The sequence below is a fragment of the Pseudorhodoferax sp. Leaf274 genome (assembly GCF_001422445.1).
Lineage (GTDB): Bacteria > Pseudomonadota > Gammaproteobacteria > Burkholderiales > Burkholderiaceae_C > Pseudorhodoferax.
This window is the reverse complement of record NZ_LMNA01000026.1, coordinates 143,291-162,746: the sequence shown is the minus strand read 5'-3', so window position 1 is coordinate 162,746 and position 19,456 is coordinate 143,291. Positions and strand designations below refer to the sequence as shown.

Annotated in this window: 17 protein-coding genes and 1 pseudogene; 7 read left to right on the top strand and 11 right to left on the bottom strand. The window is 70.7% G+C overall.

What is annotated here, in order from left to right:
- Positions 1-31: 31 nt before the first annotated feature.
- From ASF44_RS21460 to ASF44_RS21440, 5 genes are all read right to left on the bottom strand, one after another.
- The gene (locus ASF44_RS21460; RefSeq protein ID WP_056901282.1) at positions 32-1,669 is read right to left on the bottom strand and encodes an MFS transporter; all 1,638 of its coding nucleotides are present in this window, start codon (positions 1,667-1,669) and stop codon (positions 32-34) included.
- Positions 1,666-2,067 carry a DoxX family protein gene (locus tag ASF44_RS21455; RefSeq protein WP_056901456.1) on the bottom strand — a complete coding sequence of 134 codons (402 nt, stop codon included), beginning with the start codon at positions 2,065-2,067 and terminating at the stop codon, positions 1,666-1,668. The genes ASF44_RS21460 and ASF44_RS21455 overlap by 4 nt, the downstream gene beginning before the upstream one ends.
- Positions 2,067-3,953: an amidohydrolase gene (locus tag ASF44_RS21450; RefSeq protein WP_056901281.1), complete on the bottom strand. Its 1,887-nt coding sequence runs from the start codon at positions 3,951-3,953 to the stop codon at positions 2,067-2,069. Before ASF44_RS21450 ends, ASF44_RS21455 begins: the two co-directional genes overlap by 1 nt.
- Before the next feature lie 308 nt (positions 3,954-4,261).
- A complete protein-coding gene (locus tag ASF44_RS21445; protein WP_056901280.1) occupies positions 4,262-4,915 on the bottom strand; it encodes an isochorismatase family protein in 654 nt (217 codons plus the stop codon).
- 116 nt (positions 4,916-5,031) lie between these two features.
- A complete protein-coding gene (locus ASF44_RS21440) occupies positions 5,032-5,733 on the bottom strand; it encodes a pirin family protein (protein WP_056901279.1) in 702 nt (233 codons plus the stop codon).
- A 111-nt stretch (positions 5,734-5,844) separates the two neighbouring features.
- Between ASF44_RS21440 and ASF44_RS21435 the strand changes: the two genes are divergently transcribed.
- Positions 5,845-6,756, top strand: a complete 912-nt coding sequence (locus ASF44_RS21435) for a LysR family transcriptional regulator (RefSeq protein WP_056901278.1) — start codon at positions 5,845-5,847, stop codon at positions 6,754-6,756.
- Positions 6,757-6,849: 93 nt separating this feature from the next.
- On the opposite strand, the gene ASF44_RS21430 is transcribed toward ASF44_RS21435, so the two are convergent.
- Complete coding sequence (locus ASF44_RS21430) at positions 6,850-9,354, bottom strand: hybrid sensor histidine kinase/response regulator (RefSeq protein WP_235579299.1); 2,505 nt, start codon at positions 9,352-9,354, stop codon at positions 6,850-6,852.
- Between the two features lie 211 nt (positions 9,355-9,565).
- Here ASF44_RS21430 and ASF44_RS21425 point away from each other — a divergent pair, with 211 nt between their 5' ends.
- Entirely contained in the window at positions 9,566-10,270 is a 705-nt protein-coding gene (locus ASF44_RS21425; protein ID WP_056901277.1) for a VIT family protein, read from the top strand.
- Between the two features lie 53 nt (positions 10,271-10,323).
- Positions 10,324-10,962 carry an MBL fold metallo-hydrolase gene (locus tag ASF44_RS21420; protein ID WP_056901276.1) on the top strand — a complete coding sequence of 213 codons (639 nt, stop codon included), beginning with the start codon at positions 10,324-10,326 and terminating at the stop codon, positions 10,960-10,962.
- Positions 10,963-10,968: 6 nt separating this feature from the next.
- Here the strand turns inward: ASF44_RS21420 and ASF44_RS21415 are convergent, their stop codons facing one another.
- Both ASF44_RS21415 and ASF44_RS21410 read right to left on the bottom strand, forming a co-directional pair.
- Positions 10,969-11,937, bottom strand: a complete 969-nt coding sequence (locus ASF44_RS21415; RefSeq protein WP_056901275.1) for an NADPH:quinone oxidoreductase family protein — start codon at positions 11,935-11,937, stop codon at positions 10,969-10,971.
- A gap of 107 nt (positions 11,938-12,044) precedes the next feature.
- A complete protein-coding gene (locus ASF44_RS21410) occupies positions 12,045-12,989 on the bottom strand; it encodes a LysR family transcriptional regulator (protein WP_056901274.1) in 945 nt (314 codons plus the stop codon).
- Between the two features lie 92 nt (positions 12,990-13,081).
- On the opposite strand from ASF44_RS21410, the gene ASF44_RS21405 reads away from it, so the two are divergent.
- The 3 genes from ASF44_RS21405 (at position 13,082) to ASF44_RS21395 (ending at position 15,483) form a co-directional block, all read left to right on the top strand.
- Positions 13,082-13,876 (top strand): SDR family NAD(P)-dependent oxidoreductase, encoded by a 795-nt coding sequence (locus ASF44_RS21405; RefSeq protein ID WP_235579298.1) that lies wholly within the window; start codon positions 13,082-13,084, stop codon positions 13,874-13,876.
- A 76-nt stretch (positions 13,877-13,952) separates the two neighbouring features.
- Positions 13,953-14,918: a tripartite tricarboxylate transporter substrate binding protein gene (locus ASF44_RS21400; RefSeq protein WP_056901272.1), complete on the top strand. Its 966-nt coding sequence runs from the start codon at positions 13,953-13,955 to the stop codon at positions 14,916-14,918.
- Positions 14,919-14,955: 37 nt separating this feature from the next.
- Positions 14,956-15,483 carry a carboxymuconolactone decarboxylase family protein gene (locus tag ASF44_RS21395; RefSeq protein WP_056901271.1) on the top strand — a complete coding sequence of 176 codons (528 nt, stop codon included), beginning with the start codon at positions 14,956-14,958 and terminating at the stop codon, positions 15,481-15,483.
- Positions 15,484-15,504: 21 nt separating this feature from the next.
- Here the strand turns inward: ASF44_RS21395 and ltnD are convergent.
- Together ltnD and dtd are read right to left on the bottom strand one after the other, a co-directional pair.
- Positions 15,505-16,404, bottom strand: a pseudogene (gene ltnD, locus ASF44_RS21390) (L-threonate dehydrogenase); the annotation flags it as partial.
- 10 nt (positions 16,405-16,414) lie between these two features.
- Complete coding sequence (dtd, locus tag ASF44_RS21385; protein WP_056901269.1) at positions 16,415-16,852, bottom strand: D-aminoacyl-tRNA deacylase; 438 nt, start codon at positions 16,850-16,852, stop codon at positions 16,415-16,417.
- A gap of 111 nt (positions 16,853-16,963) precedes the next feature.
- Here dtd and ASF44_RS21380 point away from each other — a divergent pair, with 111 nt between their 5' ends.
- Positions 16,964-17,749, top strand: coding sequence for a class II aldolase/adducin family protein (locus ASF44_RS21380; protein ID WP_082524951.1), 786 nt, complete (start codon positions 16,964-16,966; stop codon positions 17,747-17,749).
- A gap of 231 nt (positions 17,750-17,980) precedes the next feature.
- On the opposite strand, the gene ASF44_RS21375 is transcribed toward ASF44_RS21380, so the two are convergent.
- Positions 17,981-19,453 (bottom strand): Fic family protein, encoded by a 1,473-nt coding sequence (locus tag ASF44_RS21375; RefSeq protein ID WP_056901268.1) that lies wholly within the window; start codon positions 19,451-19,453, stop codon positions 17,981-17,983.
- Positions 19,454-19,456: the final 3 nt, after the last annotated feature.

Sequence of the window (19,456 nt, the reverse complement as noted above, 5' to 3'; positions counted from 1 at the left end):
GCATGGCCTGCGCCTCCCGGTGGTCGACAAATCAGTCTTCGCGCGGTGCTGCGGCCTGCGCCTTGCCGTCCTTCAGGTCCAGCGCCAGGAAGTGGTGCACGACCGGCTTGTCCGGCTCGATGTGGAAGCGCACGGCGGCAGCCTGCATGTCGGCATCGGCCTTGGAGACGCGGTGGTGCTGGCGCAGGTGCTCGGCCCAGGATTCGACCAGGAACCACTCGATCACGCGCTCGGGCTGGCCGGTGTGCTCGGCCACGCCCCAGGCGTAGGCACCGTCGCGGCGCCGCTCGCGCGCCACCGCCTGCATGGCGTGCAGGAAGGCCGGGATGTCGTGCTTGCGGATGCGGTACTCGATCTGGATCACCACCGGGCCGCGGTCGTGCGCCACGGGCTCGGTCAGCATCGGCTCGGGCCAGTGGTTGGCGGCCTGCAGATCGGCCTCGCCGGTCGGCAGCTTCACGCGGTGGAAGACGAAGGCCACCACCACCAGGCCGGCCGCGCCGACCAGCAAGGCCATCGGCACGCCCACCTGCTGCGCCACCAGGCCCCAGGCCAGGCTGCCGCCGGCCATGGCGCCGTTGAACACCATCAGGTAGATGGCCAGGCCGCGCCCGCGCACCCAGTTGGGCAGCACCGCCTGGGCCACGCCGTTGAGCGTGGTCAGCGCGATGATCCAGCCCAGGCCCAGCACCAGCACCAGCAACACCGCGGCCCATTGCGGCGGCGCCAGCGACAGGGCGGCCATCACGGCGGCCGCCAGCAGCGCGGCCAGCAGCACCAGGCCGTCGGCGTCCAGGCGCTGGCGCAGCCGCGGCATCACCAGCGCGCCCAGGATGGCGCCCGCGCCCACGGCGCCCAGCATCACGCCGTAGAAGCCGGCCGTGCCCTGGAGCATGTTGCGCGCCACCAGCGGCAGCAGCGCCCACACCGCGCTGGCGAACAGGAAGAACACGGCTGCGCGCAGCAGCACCACATGCAGTTCCTTGCTGGCCCTGGCATAGCGCAGGCCGGCCCGGAAGGCGCCGAAGAACTGCTCCGACAGACCGGTGTCCACGGCCGGTGGCCGCTTCCACCACAGCAGTGCGGCGATCACGAACACATAGCTCAGCACGTCGGCGCCATAGGCCGCGGCGGCGCCGAAACTGGCCAGCAGCAGGCCGCCGACGGCTGGGCCCAGCGCGCGCGCGATGTTGATGCCCAGCGAGTTCAGCGCGACCGCGTTCTTGAGGTCGTGCCGCGGCACCAGCTCGGGCACGATGGACTGCCAGGTCGGCCCCATCAGCGCCGCGCCGATGCCGCCGACAAAGGTCAGCGCGACCAGGTATTCCACCGTGAGCGTGTTGGTGCGCGCCAACACCAGCAGCGCGCCGCTGACCAGCGCCAGCAGGATCTGGATGCCGATCAGGAAGCGCCGCCGGTCCAGGATGTCGGACAGCACGCCCGCGGGGATCGCCAGCAGGAAGATCGGCAGCGTGGCCGCCGTCTGGATCAGCGCCACGGCCGTGGGGCTGGCCGACAGCTCGGTCACCATCCACGAGCTGGCCACGTCGCGCATGAAGCTGCCGATGTTGCCCAGCACCGTGGCGGCCCACAGCACGGCGAAGACGGGTTGGCGCAGCGGCGCGAAGCTGCCGGAAGGAGGCGAGGCGGTGGGGGAGGGGTTGTTCATGGCGTCAGGCCCAGGTCATGCCAGGCGACGAGCAGGAACGCGCCCGCCAGGCCCAGGTGTTCGAAGAAGGTGTTGGTCACCGGCCGGCGTTGCGCGGCCGGCAGCGTCCAGAAGCGTGCGGCCAGGACGTTGGCCAGCAGCGTGAAGCCGCACAGCGCCAGCGCGCCCAGCCAGCGCCACCAGCCGCTGACCACCATCGCCGAGGCGACAGCCTCCAGCGCGATGGTGGCCGCGGCCAGCGGTGCGGCGGGCGCCAGGCCGAACTGCCGCATCTCGGCCACCGCGGCGGGAAAGTCGCGCGCCTTGTCGAATGCGCCCTGCAGGTAGGCCGCGCACAGCAGCAGCAAGGCCAGGCTGTGCACCCATGGCGAGACGAAGGCGCTGCGCAGTGCATCCATCAGACCGCCCAGCACGCGCAGCCCAGCGCGCCCCAGAAGCCCTTCAGATCGCTGATCGGCAACCTGCTGCTCCAGGCCGTGGCGTGCTGGTGGCCATGCACATTGCAGTCGTTCGCACAGGCGCAGGCGGCGGCCGCCTGGCGCAGCGTGGCCTGCAGCGGCGCGCCTTGCTCGCCCCAGTTGCCGTAGCCGCCGAAACGGCGCACGGGCGACCAGTCCGGCATGGCCGGCGGTGGTGCGCCTTCATCCATCGCGGCGAAGTCGCCGGCCGCGTAGACCACCTTGCCGCCGACCACCGTCAGCAGCGCCGTGGTGTCGGCGATCTCCGATTCGGCGCAGGCGAAGAAGTCGCGGTCGGGCACCACCAGGTCGGCGAACTGGCCTTCCTCGATGCGGCCCTTCTTGCCGACCTCGTTGGAGAACCAGGTGACGTTCTCGGTCCACATGCGCAGCGCGGCCTCGCGGTCCAGGCAGTTGCGCTGCGGGTACAGCTGCATGCCGCCCACCGTCTTGCCGGTGACCAGCCAGGACAGCGACACCCAGGGGTTGTAGGAGGCGACACGCGTGGCGTCGGTGCCGGCCGAGACCTTGACGCCTTTCTCCAGGATCTTCTTGACCGGCGGCGTGGCCTCGGCCGCACCGGCGCCGTAGCGCTCGACGAAGTACTCGCCCTGGTAGGCCATGCGGTGCTGCACGGCGATGCCGCCGCCCAGCGCGGCGATGCGGTCGATGCTCCGGTCGGAGATGGTCTCGCAGTGGTCGAAGAACCAGTTCAGGCCCTGCAGCGGCACGTCCTGGTCGACCTTCTCGAACACATCGAGCGCGCGGGCGATGGTCTCGTCGTAGGTGGCGTGCAGGCGCCAGGGCCAGCGGTTCTGCGCGAGCAGGCGCACCACCTCTTCGAGCTCGCCTTCCATCTCGGGCGCCATGTCGGGCCGCGGCTGGCGGAAGTCTTCGAAGTCGGCGGCCGAGAACACCAGCATCTCGCCCGCACCGTTGTGGCGGAACCAGTCCGTGCCCTGCTTGTACTGCGAGGTGGCGGTCCAGTTCAGGAAGTCGGCCTTCTCCTGCTTGGGCTTCTGCGTGAACAGGTTGTAGGCCAGGCGGATCGTGAGCTGGTCGGCCTTGGCCAGTTCTTCGATGACGGCGTAGTCGTCGGGATAGTTCTGGAAGCCGCCACCCGCGTCGATGGCGCCCGTCACGCCCAGGCGGTTCAGCTCGCGCATGAAGTGGCGGGTCGAATTGAGCTGGTATTCGTACGGCAGCTTCGGGCCCTTGGCCAGCGTGGCGTAGAGGATGCTCGCGTTGGGCTTGGCCAGCAACAGGCCGGTGGGGTTGCCTGCGCTGTCGCGCACGATCTCGCCGCCGGGCGGCGCGGGCGTGTCGCGCGTGTAGCCCACGGCGCGCAGTGCGGCACCGTTGAGCAGGGCGCGGTCGTACAGGTGCAGCAGGAAGACCGGCGTGTCGGGCGCCACGGCGTTCAGCTCGGCGATGGTGGGCAGGCGCTTCTCGGCGAACTGGTGCTCGGTGAAGCCGCCGACCACGCGCACCCACTGCGGTGCGGGCGTGATGTCGACCTGGCGCTTGAGCATGGCCATGGCGTCGGCCAGGCTGCGCACGCCGTCCCAGCGCAGTTCGAGGTTGAAATTGAGGCCGCCGCGGATGATGTGCAGGTGGTTGTCGATCAGGCCGGGCAGAACGCGTTTGCCGCGCAGGTCGATGAGCCTCGTGTCGGGGCCGGCCAGCGGCATGACCTCATGGTCCTGGCCTACCTTGAGGAAGCGGCCGTTCTGGATGGCGACCGCGCTGGCCGTGGGCTGGCTGCGGTTCAGCGTGGTGATGAGGCCGCGGTGCAGGATGAGTTCTGGGGTGGTGCGTGCTGTCATGTCGGTGGTTCCTGGCGGGTGGCAATGAAACGTGGCGCGTGGGCCGAGGACGCTGGGTGGCCCCTTGGCTCATGTCCCCCGCCCCGGGCCGCAGGCGGCCCGGGGCTCCTCCTTCACTTCGCTGCGGGGCCACCCAGCATCCTCGGCCCCGGAGCGTCGCGTCGCACGCGAAGGGGGATGCGACGGTGGTTCTCAGATCAGCGTGATGGCATGCCCTGCGCAGCGAAATAAAGGAGGAGCCGAAGGCGGGGGACATTCGCGGAGCAGGGCGTGCCGTCGCGCTGATCCCGCGCGACGTCACAGCAAGCTCAGCCCTCGTGCGCCCCGAACATTGCCCGCGCGTAGTTGATGCCGATGCCATACCCGCCGCCGAACTTGCGCGCGATGCCCGTGGTCATGTCGTAGGTGTCGGTGCGCGCCCAGTCGCGCTGCATTTCCAGCAAATACTGCAACGCCGTGATCGGCTGCGCCCCGGCCTGCACCATGCGGTCCATGGCGCGGTTGTGGGCTTCGGCGGAGATGTCGCCGCAGGCGTCGGCGATCACGTAGACCTCGAAACCCTGGTCCAGCGCCGACAGTGCCGGGCCGACGATGCACACGCTGGTCCACAGCCCGGCCAGCACGATGCGCGACTTGCCGATCTCGTTGATGCGGGCGATGACGGCGGCATCCTCCCAGGTGTTCATCGAGGTGCGGTCCAGCAGCTTGAGGTCCGGGAACGGCGCTGTGACCTCGTCGAACATCGGGCCGGAGAAGCTCTTCTCGGCCACGGTGGTCAGGATGGTCGAGGCACCGAAGCCGGCCGCCGCGCTGGCCACCAGCGCCGCGTTCGAGCGCAGCTGCACCGGGTCGATGGAGTGCGTGGCGAACGCCATCTGCGACTGGAAGTCGATCATGACCAGGGTGTGGTCGGTCGGGTTCAACAGCTTGGCGCCGGGCGTGGGGGTTGCGGTGATGGCCATGGTGAAAGCTCCTGTGGAAGTCGAAGAACGAAATGGGGTGGCGGGCGGCGGCGGAGGGTGGACCAGGCCGCCGCCTGCTGGATGGACCGTTGGTGCGGTCGGTCGGACGAATGTGCTCAGGCGGCCGAATCGACCAGCACCAGCTCGGCGTCGGCCACGGCCGTCACCCGCACGGTGTCCACGTCGCGGATGGCGGCGCCGTCGCGGGCCTCCAGGCGCACGCCGTCGATCTCGACCGTGCCGCTGGCCGGCACCAGGTAGCCGCGCCGGCCCTTGCCGAGCTGGTATTCGGCGCTCTCGCCGGCCTTCAGCGTGGCCCCCAGCACCCGGGCGTTGGTGCGGATCGGCAGCGCGTCGTCGTCGCCGGCCATGCCGCTGGCCAGGGCCACGAACTGGCCCGAGCGCGCGCCCTTGGGGAAGGGCTTGGCGCCCCAGGAGGGGGCCTTGCCGCGGCTGTCCGGCATGATCCAGATCTGGAAGATCTTGGTCACGCCGGGCTCCTGGTTGTATTCGGAATGGCGGATGCCCGTGCCCGCGCTCATGACCTGCACGTCGCCGGCTTCGGTGCGGCCCTTGTTGCCCATGTTGTCCTGGTGCGTGATGGCGCCTTCCCGCACGTAGGTGATGATTTCCATGTCGGCATGCGCGTGCGGCGGAAAGCCGGTGCCGGCCGCGATGGTGTCGTCGTTCCACACCCGCAGCGCGCCCCAGTGCATGCGGGCCGGGTCGTGGTAGTCGGCGAACGAGAAATGGTGCTTGGCGTCGAGCCAGCCGTGGTTGGCTCCACCGAGTTCTGCGAAGGGGCGGCGTTCGATCATGGTGTCTTCTCCTGGCGGTGCACGTGGTGCGTGTTGCGATGGAGTGACTTTAGGAAAGCACGATCGATAAGAGAATAGAAAAGATGGAAAACGATCTATTCCAAAAGCTGCATGTCAAAGCTGCCTGACCTGGAGGCCTGGGCGATCTTCGCCAAGGTGGCCGAGACCGGCTCCTTCGCCCGCGCGGCCCGCGACCTGGTGGTTTCGCAGCCCACCGTCTCCAAGGCCATCACGCGGCTGGAGGCGCGGCTGCGCGTGGTGCTGTTCCACCGCACCTCGCGCAAGATGTCGCTGACGGCCAGCGGCGAGCTCGCGCTGGAGCGCGCCGCGCGCATCCTGGCCGAGGGCGAGGCGGTGGAGGCGGAGGTCACGGAGCAGTCCAAGAGCCTGCGCGGCACGATCCGCGTGGCCGCGCCCATGTCGTTCGGCGTCACGCACCTGGGGCCGGTGCTGCCGGGCTTCATGGCGCAGCACCCCGAGGTGACGCTGGACGTGCACTTCAGCGACGCGCTGACCGATGTGGTGGCCGATGGCTTCGACCTGGCACTGCGCATCTCCAGCCTGCCCGATTCCAGCCTGCTGGCGCGCCGGCTCTGCGCGGTGCGCATCCTGCTCGTGGGCGCGCCGGCCTACTTCGCGCAGCACGGCCAGCCGGCCCATCCGCGCGAGCTGGCCGGCCACCGCGCGCTGCGCTACGTGCATGCGCGCGTGGGCGAGGCCTGGCGCTTTCGGCATGCGCGCCAGGGCGAGTTCGCGCAGGTGGTGCCCTCCGCGCTGCGCGTGAACAACGCCGAGGCGCTGGTGCCGGCCCTGCGCGCCGGCCTGGGCCTGGCGCTGCAGCCCGAGTTCCTGGCCTGGGAAGACCTGCGCGCGGGCCGGCTGGTGCAGGCGCTGCCGGACTGGGCGGTGGACCCGATCGCGCTGCACATCGTCACGCCGCCCGGCCGCGCCAAGCCCGCCCGCGTGCAGGCCTTGACCGACTACCTGGCGCTGGCCTTCCAGCAGGCGCCCTGGGCCAGTTGACGCACCGCGCCCGCGCGGCATCCGCATCCCGGCGTGGCCGGCTTCGCCGTCTGGCGCCTGCGGGCCACCGGGCCTGCCCCGGTCGCCCGCGCCTCAGGCCGCCGGCGGCTGCGCGCGCCGCGGCGCGTCCAGCACCTCGCGCACGCGCGCGGCGAGCTCTTCGATGGTGTAGGGCTTGCCGATCAGTTGCACGCCGGGATCGAGCACGCCGTTGTGCACGACCGCGTTGCGCGTGTAGCCCGTGGTGAACAGCACCTTGAGCAGCGGCCGCCGCTTGAGCGCCTCGTCGGCGAGCTTGCGGCCGTTGACCTCGGGCATCACGACGTCGGTGAACAGCAGGTCGATGTCCGGGTGCGCGTCGATGAGCCGCAGCGCCGCCGCCGCGCCGTCGGCCTCCAGCACGCGGTAGCCCAGCTCGTTGAGCGCATCGACGGAGAGCTGGCGCACGGCCGGCTCGTCCTCCACCACCAGCACCAGTTCGCGGCTGTCGCCTGTGGGCAGCGCCTGCGGCACCTCGTCCGGGGCGTCCTCACGGTGCGGGCCGAGCAGGCGCGGCAGGTAGACCTTCACGGCCGTGCCCTGGCCGACCTCCGAATAAATCTTCACGTGGCCGCCGGACTGCTTGACGAAGCCGTAGACCTGGCTCAGCCCCAGCCCGGTGCCGCGGCCGACCTCCTTGGTCGTGAAGAAGGGGTCGAAGGCCTTGCCGATGACCTCGGGCGACATGCCCGTGCCGGTGTCGCTGACGGCCACCAGCACGTATTGGCCCGCCGCCAGGCCCAGGTGATCGGCGGCGTAGCGCGCGTCCAGGTGGCAGTTGGCCGTCTCGATGGTCAGCCGGCCGTTCTCGCCCATGGCGTCGCGGCCGTTCACGGCGAGGTTCAGGATCACGCTCTCGAGCTGGTGCGGGTCCACGTGCGTGCGCCACAGGCCGCCGGCCAGCACGGTCTCCAGCCGGATGGCGCCGCCCAACGAGCGGCGCAGCAGGTCGGACATGCCGGCCACCAGCTTGTTGGCGTCCACGGCCTCGGGCTTGAGCGGCTGCTGGCGCGAGAAGGCCAGCAGCCGCTGGGTCAGCTGCGCCGCGCGCTTGGCGCCGTCCTTGGCGGCTTCGACATAGCGTTGCGCACGCGGGTCGCCGTCGGCGAAGCGCCGCCCCAGCAGGTCCAGCGAACCGATCACCACGGCCAGCATGTTGTTGAAGTCGTGCGCGATGCCGCCCGTGAGCTGGCCCACGGCCTCCATCTTCTGCGCCTGGCGCAGCGCGTCCTCGGTCTTGCTGCGCGCGGCCACTTCCTCGGCCACGCGGCGCTCCAGCGTGTCGTTGAGCTCGCGCAAGGCCAGTTCGGCGCGGTGGCGCTTGGTCACGTCCTGGAACAGCACGGCCACCTGCCGGCGTTCGACCGGGTCGACGCGGAAAGCCGCCAGCTCGAGATAGCGCCCGGTGCGCACCAGTTCGCGCTCGAAGCGCACGGGCTCGCCGGTCAGCAGCACCTTGCGGTAGATCTCGACCCAGCCATCGGCCTCCAGCGGCACCATCTCGCGCACGCGCTGGCCGACGACGTCGGCGATGCCGGCATTGGCCAGATAGGCGGGGTTGGCCGCGACGTGCACGTAGTCGCTGAGCGGGCCGTGCGGCCCGTCCAGGAACTCGATGACGCAAAAGCCCTCGTCGATGGTGTCGAACAGCGCGCGGAACTGGCGCTCACTCTCGAGCAGCGCGGCCTGCGTGGCCTTGCTCTCCGACAGGTCGGAGGCGGTGCCGAACCACTCGACGATCTCGCCATCGTCGCCGAACACCGGCACTGCGCGCGACAGCGTCCAGCCCAGCGTGCCGTCGGCGCGCAGCACGCCGTGTTCGAGTTCGAACGGGCTGCGGGTGTCGATGGCCCGGCGGATCGCCTGCATCACGCCGGGGTGCTCGCGTGCGGGCAGGTGCAGGTCCATCCAGCTCGGGTTGGGCTTGCTGGTGTCGGTCAGGAAGCCCTGGCCATTGACCTCCAGCGAGCGGCTCCAGTCCGCGTTCATGCGGTAGATGACATTGGTGCTCGCCCGCGTGAGGGCCTGCAGCCGCGATTCGCTGGCCGCCAGCCGGCGCTGCGCCAGCACCTTGTCGGTGGTTTCCCAGACCGTGCAGACCAGGCCGCGCACCACGCCGTCGTCGTCGCGCAGCGGCGCGTACGAGAAGCTGAACCAGGCGGACTGCTCGCTGTCGGCGCGCCGCACGCGCAGTTCCATGTCTTCGCGGTAGAGCGCCTGGCCGGCCAGCGTGGTCTCCACCAGCGGGCCGACGTCGGCCCAGATCTCGGCCCAGACCGTGCGCAGCGCGGCGCCCAGCGCGTGCGGGTGCTTGTTGCCCAGCATGGGCGCGTAAGCGCCGTTGTAGACCATCGTGAGCGCGTCGCCCCAGGCCAGCCACATGGGCACGGGCGAGTCCAGCACCATGGTGACGGCGGCCCGCAAGGGGCGCGGCCAGTGGGCGGGTGGACCGAGTGGGGAGGTGGCCCAGTCGTGGCCGCGCAACATGGCGGCCTGGGGGCTGGAACCCGGTGGGAATTGCGTGTCGTCGGGCAGCGATCTGCCCAAGCCCTCCAGCATGCCGCTGCCTTTCGTCGTTGCGCTTGTCCGGCAGCGCGTCCCCGGTGCGGAAGGCACCGCGGGCAGTATCGCATGGGGGGTCGCGGGGCCGAGCCCATCCCGGGCGATGATGCGCCACACAGAACTGAAGGGCTGAAATGCGGAACCACGAACAAGCGGGCGATGCAGGCGGGGCGCTTTCCGTCGGGGCGGCCACGGGGCCAGGCCAACCATGACGCGGGCGGGACATCGCCATGTGGAGCGCCACCGCATGGAGCGCATCGGCTGGCTGCGCGCCGCCGTGCTGGGCGCCAACGACGGCATCGTCTCCACCGCCAGCCTGATCGTGGGCGTGGCCGCGGCCGGCGCCGGCAGTGCCAGCGTGCTCATGACCGGGGTGGCCGGGCTCGTCGCGGGGGCCATGTCGATGGCTGCGGGCGAGTACGTCTCCGTGCACTCGCAGGCCGACACCGAGCGTTCGGACCTGGCCCGCGAGCGCCGTGAACTGGCCGAGACGCCCGATGCGGAGCTGCACGAACTGACGGCGATCTACACCGCCCGCGGCGTGGCGCCCGCCCTGGCGCGCGAGGTGGCGGTGCAGCTGACGCAGCACGACGCGCTCGGCGCGCATGCGCGCGACGAACTCGGCCTGTCCGTGCACACCCGCGCGCAGCCCCTGCAGGCGGCGCTGGCCTCGGCCGCCAGCTTCACGGCGGGCGCGGCCTGGCCGCTGGCGGTGGCGTGGCTGGCGTTCGGTCCGCGCCTGCTGCCATGGGTGGGGGCGGCGTCGGTCGCAGCACTGGCGCTGCTCGGCATGCTGGCCGCCCGGGTGGGCGGCGCCGCCATGCTGCCGGCCGCGCTGCGCGTGTCGGTGTGGGGCGCGCTGGCCATGGCCGTGACGGCCGGGGTGGGCGCGCTGTTTCCCGGCGTGGCGTGAGCGGCGGGCCGGCGCGCTCCCGGACAATGGGGCGAACCTTCCGCACGCAAGCCATGCTCCGCTACCACACCATCCCCGTCACCGCCTTCCAGCAGAACTGCTCCCTGGTCTGGGACGACGCCTCGCTGCAGGCCGCCGTGATCGATCCCGGCGGCGACCTGGACCGCATCCTGGCCGCCGTGGCCGAACGCGGCCTGCAGCTCCAGCAGATCTGGCTGACCCACGCCCACATCGACCATGCCGGCGGCACTGGCGAGCTGGCCGAGCGGCTGGGCCTGCCCATCGTCGGGCCGCACCAGGGCGACCAGTTCTGGATCGACGGCCTGCCCGAGCAGAGCCGGATGTTCGGCTTCCCGCCGGCCCGGGCGTTCACGCCCACGCGCTGGCTGGCCGACGGCGACACGGTGACGCTGGGCGCGCACACCTTGCAGGTGCGCCACTGCCCGGGGCACACGCCCGGCCACGTGGTGTTCCACGCGCCGGACATCCAGCGCGCCTTCGTCGGCGACGTGCTGTTCGCCGGCTCCATCGGCCGCACCGACTTTCCGCAGGGCAACCGCCAGCAGCTGCTGGACAGCATCGTCCAGCGCCTGTGGCCCATGGGCGACGAGACCGTGTTCATCCCCGGCCACGGGCCGGAGAGCAGCTTCGGCCGGGAGCGGCGCAGCAACCCCTACGTGGGCGGCACCTGAGCGCGGTCAGAAGTCCAGGATCACGCGCCCGGTCGTCGTGCGTGCGCCGGCCATGGCGAAGGCCTCGGCCGCCTGCGCGAGCGGGAAATGCGCGGCGATGCGCGGCCGGATGCGGCCTTCGCCGTGCAGGGCGGTCACGTCGGCCAGCAGGCGCTGCATGCCTTCGGGCTGGCGTTCGCGGTACTGGCGCAGGTCCACGCCGACCAGCGCGGCGCCCTTGACGATGCACAGGTTGGCCTTGAGGCTGCCGATGCTGCCGCCCGCGAAGCCCACCACCAGGTGGCGGCCGCCCCAGCCCAGCGTACGGAAGGCGGTGTCCATGGCCTCGCCGCCGACCGGGTCCAGCACCACGTCCACGCCGCGCGGGCCGGCCAGGGTCTTGACTTCGTCCTTCCAGGCGGGCGATTGCAGGTCGACCACCTCGTCGGCACCGGCCTGGCGGGCCGTGGCCTGCTTGGCCGGGCCGGAGACGGCGGCGATCACGCGCGCGCCCAATGCCTTGGCGGTCTGCACGCCCGCGTCGCCGATGCTGCCGGTGGCGCCCAGCACCAGCACGGTCTCGCCAGCCTGCACGCCGCCGCGCTCGCGCAGCGCGTAGAGCGCCGTGCCGTAAGGCGTGTGCAGCACGGCGGCCTCGTCGACCGCGGCCTGCGGCGCCACGGGCTGCAGCGCCGCGGCCGGCACGCACACCTGGCCTGCCCAGCCGCCGATGGACAGGGATCCGCAGACGCGCTCGCCGACGGCGAAGCCCGTGGTGCCCGCGCCCAGCGCGTCGACCGTGCCGGCGAACTCGCTGCCCACCGTGAACGGCAGCGGTGGCTTCCACTGGTAGGCGCCGCGCGCGATCAGCAGGTCGAAGAACGAGATGCCGCAGGCCTGCACGCGCACGCGCACCTCGCCCGCGGCGGGCTCGGGGGAGGGCAGGGTGTCCAGCTGCGGCGGCTGGTCGAAGGCGTGGACGCGCAGGGCTTGCATGGCAAGGAGCAAGGTGGTGGTTGGAGCCGCGGATTCTGGAAGGAGCCGGGGGCCGGTGCTGTCGCGCAGGTGGCGCGCAAGGGGCGAGAGCTGCGGGGCACGCCTGCTCAGCCCCGCGCCTCCTTGCCCGGCGCGAGCACGAATCCCGCGTGCTGCGCGATCAGCTGCCGCGCAACGGCGCGCACCTCCTGCATGGCCTGCAGCGCGATCTCGCTGGGCGCGCCGCGCTGGCGCGTGACGATGCCCACGGAGCGCACCGGCCCGTCGCTGATCTCCGAGACGCGCATGCCGCCCAGGTCCAGCAGCGGCATCATGCCCAGGTAGGGCAGCACCGCGATGCCCAGCCCCTGGCGCACGAAGCCGGCGATGGTGCCGACCTGGTCGAACTGCATCCTGGGTCGGAACTCCATGCCACGCTGCAGGTAGGCCGCCACCATGTAGCGCATCGCGGTGCTGGCGTCGGTCATGCTGATCAGCGGCAGCTCCACCAGTTCGTCCAGTGTCCTGCTGGCGCCGACCTTGCGGCGCCAGCGGCCGGCCGACAGCAGCACGAAGCGGTCGCGCAGCACTTCCTCATAGTGCAGCTCCGGGTGCGAGGGCGCCACCGAGGCCAGCGAGAAGTCGACATGGTGGTTGGCCAGCTGCTGGACCGACGCGGCATTGCTGCAGTCGTGGATGGTGATGTGCGGTGTGCCGTAGTGCTGCTCCAGTGCCGCGCACGCGGCCGGCAGCAGCACGTTGGCCAGCGAAGGCAGCGAGGCGATGCGCAGCTGGCGCGTTTCCTCTTCGGCGTGCGCCTGCAGTCGCTGCAGGCCGGCGTCGAATTCGCCGACCACGTTGCGTGCGATCAGCACCAGGCGCTGGCCCGCCGGCGTGAGGCGCACGGCGCGCGTGGTCCGCTCGAACAGCTTGAGGCCCAGCGCCTGCTCCAGGTCGCGGATGGCCTTGCTCAGCGAGGGCTGCGTCACGAAGAACTGCTCGGCCGTGCGGCTGAAGTTCAACGACTCGGACAGCGCCAGGAACATGCGCAACTGGCGCGGCGAGGCATTCATGCTTTCATTCTATGAATGGATAGAAAGAAAGAACTTCTCCGATGGATCGCCGCTGCCTAGGATCGCCCCATTCCGAACAACGAGGAGACGGTGTGCTGGATCTGAAGGGCAAGGTGGCGCTGGTGATGGGGTGCGGCGCGGTGGGCGAAGGCTGGGGCAACGGCCGCGCCACGGCGGTGCTGTTCGCACGGCAGGGCGCGCAGGTGTACGGCACCGATCTGCAGCTGGCCGCTGCGCAGGCCACGCAGGCGATCATCGCGTCCGAGGGCGGCGAGGCCGAGGTCGCGGCCTGCGACGTCACGCGGTCCGACCAGGTCGAACGCGCCGTGGCCGACTGCATCGCCCGCTTCGGGCGCATCGACGTGCTGGTCAACAACGTCGGCCTGTCGCAGCCCGGCGGTCCGGTGGACATGGACGAGGCGGTGTGGGACGCGCAGATGGACGTGAACCTCAAGAGCGCCTTCCTCACCTGCAAGCACGTGATCCCCGGCATGCGTGCACGCGGCAGCGGTGCCATCGTCAACGTGTCTTCGGTGGCGGGCCTGCGCTACGTGGGCAAGCCGCAGGTGGCCTATGCGGCGGCCAAGGCCGGGCTGATGCACTTCACGCGGACCAGCGCCGTGATCCACGCGGCCGATGGCATCCGCATGAACTGCGTGGTACCGGGCCTGATGCACACGCCGCTGCTCGAAGGCCTGGCCGCCAAGTACGCCAAGGGCGACACCGAGGGTTTCATCGCGCACCGCAACAACCAGGTGCCGATGCGGCACATGGGCGACGGCTGGGACACCGCCCACGCCGCCCTGTTCCTGGCGGCCGACGAGAGCCGCTATGTCACCGGCACCGAGATCGTGGTGGACGGCGGCCTGGTGGCCGCCACGCGCTGACGGACCGCAGGACCCACCGCAGCGTGCCGGCCGCGGGCGGCACGCGACGCATTCCCCAAGAACAGGAGACAACACCATGCTGCGCAGAACCCTCATCCATGTCCTGGCCGCCGCCCTGGCGTGCACGCTGCCGACGCTGGCCGCCGCCCAGGCCTACCCCAGCCAGCCGGTGCGGCTGATCGTGCCGTTCGCGCCGGGCGGCGCCGTCGACCAGACCGCGCGCACCATCAGCAACACGCTGGGCGAGCGGCTGGGCCAGCCCATCGTGGTGGAGAACCGGCCTGGCGCCAGCGGCTCGCTGGGTGCGGGCGAATTGCGGCGCGGCAAGCCCGACGGCTACACGCTGCTGCTGGCGCTCGACTCGCAGGCCGTGAACCACCACATCGTCAAGAGCCTGCCGTTCGACACCTTCAAGGACTTCGACTACCTGAGCCTGCTGGTCACCACGCCCCAGGTGCTGGTGGTGCGCAACGAGCTGCCGGTGCAGAACCTCGACCAGCTGGTCGCCTACCTCAAGGCCCGGCCCGGCACGGCCTACGGCTCGGCCGGAACCGCCTCGGCCGGGCATGTGAACAGCGCGCAGCTGTCCATCGCCAAGGGCCTGCAGACCACGCACGTGCCGTACAAGGGGGCGGCGCCGCTGCTGGCCGACCTGCTCGGCGGGCACGTCGACTTCGCGTTCGCCGGGCTGTCGGTGATGCTGCCGCACATCCAGGCCGGCAAGATGCGGGCGATCGCGGTCAGCACGGCGGCCCGCTCGCGCCAGCTGCCGCAGGTGCCGGCCATGAACGAGCTGATCCCGGGCTTCGAATTCCCGACCTGGATCGGCCTGGTCGGGCCGACCGGCCTGCCGGCCGACGTGCGCGCGAAGATCCTGAAGGCCTTCCAGGAGACCATGCGCGATCCACAGGTCGCTGCGCGCTTCGCCGAGAACGCCTTCGACATCGTCAGCAGCACGCCCGAGGCGTTCACGGAGCGCGTGCGCAAGGACGACCAGGTCATGGCCGACCTCGTCAAGCGCAAGATCGTGGGCACCGACTGACGCCAACCCCTGCTTTGCAACCTCCACCGAACCCGACATGGCCCGCATCCCCTACGCCCGCCTGGACGACGACGCCGTCCGCCCCCTTGCCGAGCGCATCACCGCCGAGCGCGGCAGCGTGCTGCACCTGTACCAGATGCTGCTGCACAGCCCGCCCGTGGCGCAGGGCTGGCTGGGCTACCTGACGGCGATCCGCCAGCAGTCCAGCCTGCCCGGCGCCTTGCGCGAGCTGGTCATCATGCGCGTGGCGCTGGTCAATGGCGCGCCGTACGAGGCCGACCAGCACGCACCCATCGCGCGCCAGGAGGGCGTCAGCCAGACCAAGCTCGATGCGTTGGAGAGCTGGGAGGCCAGCGCCCTGTTCGATGCGACCGAGCGCGCCGTGCTGGCCTACACCGACGCGATGACGCGGCATGTGCATGTGGACGACGCGGTGTTCGCCGCGGTGGCGCAGTGCTTCGCGCCGCCGCTGCTGGTGGAGCTGACGGCGACGATCGCGGCCTACAACATGGTCTCGCGCTTCCTCGAGGCGCTGCAGATCCATTCGGACGACATGCGACCGTGAGCCGGGCCCGGGCGGCCGGGCTCAGCCTGCCTTCGGCAGCGTGATCCCCGGAAAGATCTTGATCACCGCCGAGTCGTCCTCGCCCGCATGCCCTGCGGTGGACGCCTGCATGAACATCTGGTGCGCCGTGGCCGCCAGCGGCAGCGGGAATTTGCTGGCGCGCGCGGTGTCCAGCACCAGGCCCAGGTCCTTGACGAAGATGTCCACCGCCGACAGTGGCGTGTAGTCGCCGGCCAGCACGTGGGCCATGCGGTTCTCGAACATCCAGCTGTTGCCCGCGCTGTGGGTGATGACCTCGTACAGCGCGGCCGCGTCCACGCCCTCGCGCAGGCCCAGGGCCATGGCCTCGGCCGCCGCGGCGATGTGCACGCCGGCCAGCAGCTGGTTGATGATCTTGACCTTGCTGCCCGCGCCGGCCTTCTCGCCCAGCCGGTAGACCTTGCCGGCCATGGCGTCGAGCACGCCGCCGGCCCGGGCGTAGGCGGCGGGCGTGCCCGCCGTCATCATGGTCATCTGGCCGCCCGCGGCCTTGGCGGCGCCGCCGGAGATCGGCCCGTCGATGTAGAGCAGGCCGAGCGCGGCCAGCCGCGCCTCGAGCGCGACCGACCAGTTCGGGTCGACCGTGGAGCACATCACGAACACGCTGCCGGGGGCCATGGCCGCCGCGGCACCGTTCTCGCCGAACAGCACGGCCTCGGTCTGCTGCGCGTTGACGACCACCGAGACCACCACGTCGCTGCCCTGCGCCACCTCGGCCGGGCTGGCGCAGGCCGTGCCGCCCTCGGCCGCGAAAGCTGCCGCGACACCGGGCCGCGCGTCGCACACGCGCAGTGCGTGGCCGTTGCGGCGCAGCGTGGCGGCGATGCCCGCGCCCATGGCGCCCAGGCCGATCAGTCCTACCGTCTCTTTGCTCATGTCGTCTCCTCGTTGTTCAGGCTTGCATCGGGATCGTCACCGGGCCGTCGTTGACCAGGTGCACCTGCATGTCGGCGGCGAAGCGGCCGGTGGCCACCTGCGGGTGCAGCGCACGGGCCCGGTCCACGAAATGTTCGTACAGCCGGCGCCCGTCCTCGGGTGCCGCGGCGCCGGAGAAGCCCGGCCGGTTGCCACTGCTCGTGTCGGCCGCCAGCGTGAACTGGCTGACCAGCAGCAGGCCGCCGCCCACATCCTGCACGCTGCGGTTCATCTTGCCGGCCTCGTCCGCGAAGATGCGCAGCCTGAGCACCTTGGCGAGCAGCCGGTCGGCCTGGTCCTCGGTGTCGCCACGCTCGGCGCAGACCAGCACCAGGAGGCCCTGGCCGATGGCGCCGATGGTCTCGCCTTCCACCGCCACATGGGCCTGGCGCACGCGTTGCAGCAGCAGTTTCATACGGGACAGCCCTTTTGGCACAACACTGGACAATGCCTGCGGCCACCTGCCAGCCCCGGCGACGGCGGGACTTTACGTCAACCTCCAACCCACAGCCATCCACGAGGCCCCATGAACACCAGCGCACCCAGGACCTACGGCCATCTGCACGCCGTCTCGACCGACGACGACATCCGCCAGGCGCGGGTGCACCTGGCCGCCGCCAACCGGCTGGCCGTGCACGACGGCCTGGAAGAAGGCATCGACAACCACTTCACGATGGTCGTGCCCGGCAGCACCGACCGCTTCCTCGTGCTGCCCTTCGGGCTGCACTGGTCCGAGGCGCGGGCCAGCGACCTGATCGTGTTCAACGAGGCGGGCGAAATCCTGGAGGGCAGCGGCAGCCTGGAGCTCAGCGCGCTGAGCATCCATGCCCCGCTGCACCGGATCACGGGCGCCAGGGTGGTGCTGCACACCCACCAGACCTGGGCGCTGGCGCTGAACATGCTGCAGGACAACCGGCTGCTGCCCGGCAGCCAGACCGCCGCCTTCCTCAGCAAGAACGTCGCCTACGACGACGGCTACACGGGTCTTGCGGCCGAACTGAGCGAAGGCGAGCGCCTGGCCCGCATCATCGGCGACAAGCACGTGCTGTTCATGAAGAACCACGGTGTGGTGGCCGTGGGCGACACCGTGGCCCAGGCCTACCGCCGGCTCTACCGGCTGGAGCGTGTGTGCAAGGCGCAGATGCTGGCCATGGCGACCGGCAGGCCGCTGGCGCTGCTGTCCGATGAGCTGGTCGCCAAGGTGGACAAGCCCAACCCCCACGACAGCCACCCGCGCGCAGAGCGCGAGGCACTCTACTTCGCGGCCATGATGCGGGTCTTGGACCGCACGAACCCGGGCTACGCGGAATGACGGCTTCTTGCCATTGATGTTTGGGGCGCGCATGCGGGGATGGCGCACTTGCCCTTGAAGCCGGTGCCGGCCGCATTGAACAGCGTGAGTACTTGCAGGCCTTGTAGGTGCTCGACGCCACCAGGATGGCGTCGCCACGCCCGCTGGACAGTCGCTGCTACCGAAGTTGGTGACGCTGGGTCGAACTTGATGTCGTCCACCACGCGCTGCCTGCGCGAGCGAGAACTGAGCTCATCGGTTCCCCTGGCGCAGAAGTGCGGCACGACGCGCCAGGCCGGTGTCGGTCAGGCGGTACTGCTGGCGGCTGCTGCGTGGCTTGTCCGGCACGGTCATGGCCACCAGCTCGGCAGCCAGTGCCGGCAGCAAATATCCGTCACGGAAGTTGTCCCTGTGCTTCAGGCCCAATGCCTGCTGAATGTCCGCCCGGCTCATCGCGCCCTCAAGCACCAGGACGAGCCGGTCCACTTCCTGGCCGACTTGCCCGGTGACTTGCCCGGTGACTTGCCCGGTGACTTGCCCGGCCACTCCCTTTGACACCCGGCCGGCAGGACCAGCGGCCAGTTCGGCTGGTCCCTGAAGGGCCGACAGGTACGCGGGCGAGAACGCAAACTCCATCGACCAGTCTCCTTCCGTGTACTCCAGATGTGGCAGCGGCGCACCGGCCAAACGGCAGGCATCGAAGATGCGCTGGATGCCGCGCCCCCAGGCCTCGATCTCGCCGGCACGGAAGAAGGCATTCGCGATCGTCGGGTTGAACGGGCGCGACGGGTGCGCCTGCAGCAGCCGCTCCACCGACCAGTGCTCCGGCAACTCGCCAGGGTTCCAGATGCGCAGCCGGTCGTCGTACACGCGGATCTGGATCGGTGCCCCCACCGCATAGTCGCGGTGGATCAGGGCATTCAGCAGCGCCTCGCGCAGCGCAGCCTCCGGCACCGGCAGCGTCTCCACGCGCTGCAGGCCCTCGTAGCTGATCACGGCCTTCAGGTACTTGGCCAGCAGCACCTCGACCGTGCGCTGCGCCTGCGCGAACAGATCGCCCTCGATCTGGTCGTGGTGGACCAGATCCGTGTCGCTGCGGAAGTAGCCCACCTTCACCGACGCGCCGATGAACCAGCGCTGCGGCGTGGCGTGGAACAGCAGGATGGCGGCACGCTTCAGGTAGGCGCCTTCCAGCAGGTTCAGCTTCTCGACCAGTGCGGCATCCGCCTCCTGCAGCGTGGCCGCGTCCAGGCGCTGGCTGCGCGCGGCCAGCTTGCGAAAGCGCGCGATGGCCTCGGTGGACAGGGCGGCCACCGCGACATGCGGCACCGGCACCGCATCCCAGGCGCGGCCCTGCTTGCGCAGCAGAAAGCGGTCCAGCGCCGCGCCCCGCAACTCCTGCTTGGTGCTGCCGCTGCGCACGTGGTATTCACCCTTGTAGCTGATCGGGCTGGGATAGGCCTCCACCAGGATCTCGATCAGCTCCTTGTCGCCCTCCTGCACGAGCCGCACATCGGCCACGATGCCCAGCACGTCGCGGATCTTGTTGGGCAGGTCTTCCAGCAGCCGGCCGGCGTTCTTCACGCCCACCGCCTCGCCGCGATCATTGCGGCCGATCACCAGCACGCCGCCCTCGGCATTGGCGAATCCGCAGAGCCAGCGCAGGTACTCGTCGCGCCACGACTCCTTCCACTCGACGTGCTGGTGTTCGCGGACGGTGGGCATGGT

Excerpts from the sequence above, each read along its gene's own strand:
- ASF44_RS21460 (WP_056901282.1), bottom strand. The coding sequence starts at position 1,669 with ATGAACAACCCCTCCCCCACCGCCTCGCCTCCTTCCGGCAGCTTCGCG.
- ASF44_RS21455 (WP_056901456.1), bottom strand. The coding sequence starts at position 2,067 with ATGGATGCACTGCGCAGCGCCTTCGTCTCGCCATGGGTGCACAGCCTG.
- ASF44_RS21450 (WP_056901281.1), bottom strand. The coding sequence starts at position 3,953 with ATGACAGCACGCACCACCCCAGAACTCATCCTGCACCGCGGCCTCATC.
- ASF44_RS21445 (WP_056901280.1), bottom strand. The coding sequence starts at position 4,915 with ATGGCCATCACCGCAACCCCCACGCCCGGCGCCAAGCTGTTGAACCCG.
- ASF44_RS21440 (WP_056901279.1), bottom strand. The coding sequence starts at position 5,733 with ATGATCGAACGCCGCCCCTTCGCAGAACTCGGTGGAGCCAACCACGGC.
- ASF44_RS21435 (WP_056901278.1), top strand. The coding sequence starts at position 5,845 with ATGTCAAAGCTGCCTGACCTGGAGGCCTGGGCGATCTTCGCCAAGGTG.
- ASF44_RS21430 (WP_235579299.1), bottom strand. The coding sequence starts at position 9,354 with ATGCTGGAGGGCTTGGGCAGATCGCTGCCCGACGACACGCAATTCCCA.
- ASF44_RS21425 (WP_056901277.1), top strand. The coding sequence starts at position 9,566 with ATGACGCGGGCGGGACATCGCCATGTGGAGCGCCACCGCATGGAGCGC.
- ASF44_RS21420 (WP_056901276.1), top strand. The coding sequence starts at position 10,324 with ATGCTCCGCTACCACACCATCCCCGTCACCGCCTTCCAGCAGAACTGC.
- ASF44_RS21415 (WP_056901275.1), bottom strand. The coding sequence starts at position 11,937 with ATGCAAGCCCTGCGCGTCCACGCCTTCGACCAGCCGCCGCAGCTGGAC.
- ASF44_RS21410 (WP_056901274.1), bottom strand. The coding sequence starts at position 12,989 with ATGAATGCCTCGCCGCGCCAGTTGCGCATGTTCCTGGCGCTGTCCGAG.
- ASF44_RS21400 (WP_056901272.1), top strand. The coding sequence starts at position 13,953 with ATGCTGCGCAGAACCCTCATCCATGTCCTGGCCGCCGCCCTGGCGTGC.
- ASF44_RS21395 (WP_056901271.1), top strand. The coding sequence starts at position 14,956 with ATGGCCCGCATCCCCTACGCCCGCCTGGACGACGACGCCGTCCGCCCC.
- dtd (WP_056901269.1), bottom strand. The coding sequence starts at position 16,852 with ATGAAACTGCTGCTGCAACGCGTGCGCCAGGCCCATGTGGCGGTGGAA.
- ASF44_RS21380 (WP_082524951.1), top strand. The coding sequence starts at position 16,964 with ATGAACACCAGCGCACCCAGGACCTACGGCCATCTGCACGCCGTCTCG.
- ASF44_RS21375 (WP_056901268.1), bottom strand. The coding sequence starts at position 19,453 with ATGCCCACCGTCCGCGAACACCAGCACGTCGAGTGGAAGGAGTCGTGG.